The organism is Lysobacter antibioticus (genome assembly GCF_000731095.1).
Lineage (GTDB): Bacteria > Pseudomonadota > Gammaproteobacteria > Xanthomonadales > Xanthomonadaceae > Lysobacter > Lysobacter antibioticus_B.
Map to the genome: position 1 here is coordinate 1 of NZ_JMTZ01000145.1, position 3,768 is coordinate 3,768.

Here is a 3,768-nt window from a genome sequence, read left to right on the forward strand (position 1 = left end):
ATCCCTGTCCCGATGAAAAACGGCCTGCATCCATGCAGGCCGCCCTCCGGGTCTTCAATTGCCTTCGCAAGACTTAGACGACGCACAGCAACAGCAAAGGCCAAGCCGAGACCAAATGCCTAAATGCAGAGACAAAGGCAGAGGCAGAGGCCAGGCAGGTGCAACTTCAAACTTCAATCCGATGCAACCGCAACTTCAAGATGGATCACGGCTTCTGTGAAGGTCGCGTCGCGAACACTCGCACAACCCCAAACAAAAACGGGCGCCTCCAAAGAAGCGCCCGCTTCGGTCAACCCGAATCGATCACAAGGCCCGATGCACCGCCTCGCCGAACAAGGCGGTGTGGTGGCTGCAGTCGTTCAAGCGCACCACGTCCAACGTGTCCACGCTGTCGCCTTCGAGCAGGTTCAGCGTGGTCGGCGCCTGGCGGAAGGTCCACAGCTTCGACAAGGGGATGCCGAGCACCTTGCACAACAGCACGCGGTTGACCGCGTCGTGGGCGACCACCAGCAAGGTGTCGTCGGCACGCAGGCCTTCGCAGGCGCGCGCGAACGCGGGCCAGGCGCGGTCGAGTACGTGCACGATCGATTCGCCGCCGGGCATCAACACTTCATGCGGGGTGTCGCGCCAAGCGCGCAGGCGGTCGCCGTCGCGTTCGCGGATTTCGCTGGCGAGCAGGCCTTCCCAGGTGCCGTGGGCGATTTCCATCAAGCCAGGGTCGAACTGCAACAGGCTCGCGCGTTCGCTGCCGAGGGCGAGCTCGGCGGTACGGCGCGCGCGCGACAGCGGCGAGGCGACGGCGCGAGTGATCGAGACGTCGCGAAGGCGTGCGCCCAGCGCGTTGGCCTGGGCTTCGCCGACCGGCGACAGGGCAATGTCCTCCTGGCCCTGATAGCGGCCTTCGGCATTCCACGGGGTTTCTCCATGACGGGCAAGCAAGATCCGCATGATCAGACCTGCGCCAGCGAGAGGATGCCGGGGGTCGCGCGCAGCAGCGCGAGCTGCTGTTCGTTGACCGGGCGGTCGACGGTGATCGCCGCGCGCGCCTGGCCGTCGCCGGCCGCGCCCAGGGCGAAGTTGACGATGTTGACGCCGGCTGCGCCGAGCTGCGAGCCGACCGCGCCGATCATGCCGGGACGGTCTTCGTTGCGCAGCAACAGCACGTGCGCCTGCGGATCGAATTCGATCTCGACGCCATCCAGACGCACCACGCGCGGGCCGCGGTGCAGGGTCGCCTCGATCTCGCGGGTGCGCTTCTCGCCGACCACGCGCAGCTTCAGCAAACGGTCGAAACCGTCGCCGTCGCCGCCGAGGGTCTCGGCCACGGTCAGGCCGCGCGCGGCCGCTTCCTGCAAGGCGTTGACCGGGGTCACGCGGCCCGAAGCGGTGCCGAGCAAGGCCGCCACCAGCAGGCGCGTCAGCGGACGCGTGTCGAGCGCATCGGTGCGGCCGGCATAGGTGATTTCCAGACGCGTCGGCGCCGGCACCAGGCGCGCGGCGAGGCGGCCCAGCGAGGACATCAGCGGCATCCACGGGCCGGATTCGCGCGCGGCTTCGGCGGTCAGCGGCGGCAGGTTGACGCAGCCGGCGACCGCGCCGGTGGCGACGAAATCGATGATCTGGCGGGCCAGGATCGTGCTCACCGCCTGCTGCGCTTCGCTGGTCGAGGCGCCCAGGTGCGGGGTCAGGATCAGCTTCTGATTCGCGCGCAGCGCCGAGTCGGCCGGCAGCGGTTCGGTGACGAAGGTGTCGAGCGCGGCGCCGGCGATGTGGCCTTCTTCGATCAGCTGCAGCAACGCGGCTTCATCGACCAGCCCGCCGCGCGCGGCGTTGATCAGGTAGGCGCCCTTCTTCATCCCGCGCATGCTCGTTTCCGAGAGCAGGTTGGTGGTTTCCTTGGTGCGCGGGATGTGCAGGGTGACGACATCGGCCCAGGCCAGCAATTCTTCCAGCGACTTCAGCGGCACGCTGCCCTTGCCGGCGGCGGACGCGGGCAGGAAGGGGTCGTGCGCGGCGACTTCCATGCCGATGCCCTGCGCCTTGCGTGCGACGGTGCCGCCGATGCGGCCCAGGCCGATCACGCCGAGCTTCTTGCCTTCGAGTTCGAAGCCGGTCAGGCCCGCCTTCGGCCACTCGCCGGCCTTCATGCCGGCGTCGGCGCGCGGGATGTGGCGGGCCAACGCGAACAACAACGAGATCGCGTGCTCGGCCGCGGCCAGGGTGTTGCCGTCGGGCGCGTTCATGACCGCGATGCCGCGCTGGGTGGCGGCATCGACGTCGATGGTGTCGACACCGGCGCCGGCGCGGCCGATCACGCGCAACTGGCTGGCGTCGGCGATCGCCTCGGCCGGCACCTTGGTCGCCGAACGCACCAGCACGGCGTCGACGCCGACCAGGGCCTGAGCCAGGGCAGCGGTGTCTTTGATCGGATCGGATACGACGACTTCCCAGCCCGCATCGCGGAACAGGGCAAGACCGTCTTCGTGAATGCCATCGCAGGCCAGTACTTTCATCGCAAGCTCCAGGTCGTAGGGGACAGACCACGGAGCACGAGCGAGCCGGCACTACGGTTGGATCTCGCGCCCTCAGGCTGAAGCTGGGGCCACGATGCCGCTGGGTAGCGGCGCCGCATAAGGCGGCATCTGACACGGGTCGGGAGACGGGGCCGGCTGGCATGGGAATCCGCGACTGCCCGCGCAGCCTAAGTCAGCCGACCGCCGCTTGGCAAGCGCGACCGCGTTCATGCGTGCGACCGCCGCCCTGGCGCGGGCGCAACGCGTTTTGTGCAGGAATTAGCAATTTACGATTGCGCTTCGGAACCGCGTCACAAAGATACGAATCGAGTCGCGATGGCACATTGAGAAATCGCGACCCGGGTCCTAGCGTCGTGGCGCCGGCGTCCTGCCGGCATCCGAAGAGAGAACACCAATGCGCAAGAAACTCGCTCTGACGCTCGGCTTCGCGGCGCTCGCCGCGGTCGGCGCCGCAGTCGCTGCAATCGGCCCCACCGGTCCCGGCCAGTTCTACACCTACTACGACGACAACGGCACCGTGGTCGGCTACTCGGCCATTCGCTGCGACAACACCCGCGAATCCTGGGGCAAGTTCACCAAGAACTACAGCGACGGTTATTTCATCTGCGACCCTGAAATCTGATCGATCCGGCGATCGCCGCCTTCGGTTTCGCCGCGGCACGATCCATGTCGCGCATCCGCACGGTAACGACCGCCTCGTTCGTCCTGCACCACCGATCTGAGCGATCGGCGCACCGGCACGACACCGTCGAGCGTGAGCGACGCTTGGCGCACAGCGCGCCCGCACCATCGAAGATCACGCCACTGTCCGGCCCCGTGTACGTCACCGCGCCGGGTATCCAATCTGCCTTTGCAAAGATGGGAGTTCGTCATGCGTAAATCTTTCGCCCTCGGTCTCGGCCTCGTCGCCGCCCTCGTCGCCACCGTCGCCCTCGCCCGCCCGCCGGGTCCGGACGAAATCGGCGAGTTCTATGTGTATTTCGACGCCGCCGGCAAGGTCGTCGGCCAGGCGCAGCTGAGCTGCGAGGGCGTCTACAGCGAGTCGGGCGTACGCACCGCCAGCTACAGCGCCGGCCACCTGGTCTGCAATCCGCGCTGATCGTCGTTTCGCATTGGGGAGAGGAAGGGCCGGCATATGCCGGCCCTTTTTTTTGGGCCGATGCGTGGTGCATGTACGCGCCGTTGCCGTTGCCGTTGCCGTTGCCGTTGCCGTTGCCGTGATTTTGATCTGCTT

At 67.2% G+C, this 3,768-nt stretch carries 4 protein-coding genes; 2 read left to right on the forward strand and 2 right to left on the reverse strand.

All coding sequences use genetic code 11. The annotated features are described in order from the left end of the window. Positions 1-303 precede the first annotated feature (303 nt). Complete coding sequence (locus EX88_RS0122580) at positions 304-948, reverse strand: histidine phosphatase family protein (RefSeq protein ID WP_031374242.1); 645 nt, start codon at positions 946-948, stop codon at positions 304-306. 2 nt (positions 949-950) lie between these two features. Further along, a complete protein-coding gene (gene serA / locus EX88_RS0122585) occupies positions 951-2,513 on the reverse strand; it encodes a phosphoglycerate dehydrogenase (RefSeq protein ID WP_031374243.1) in 1,563 nt (520 codons plus the stop codon). A 415-nt stretch (positions 2,514-2,928) separates the two neighbouring features. Between serA and EX88_RS0122590 the strand changes: the two genes are divergently transcribed. After that, positions 2,929-3,156: a DUF6289 family protein gene (locus EX88_RS0122590; protein ID WP_031374244.1), complete on the forward strand. Its 228-nt coding sequence runs from the start codon at positions 2,929-2,931 to the stop codon at positions 3,154-3,156. Positions 3,157-3,405: 249 nt separating this feature from the next. Further along, on the forward strand, positions 3,406-3,633 hold the full coding sequence (locus EX88_RS0122595) for a DUF6289 family protein (protein WP_031374245.1): 228 nt from the start codon (positions 3,406-3,408) through the stop codon (positions 3,631-3,633). Positions 3,634-3,768: the final 135 nt, after the last annotated feature.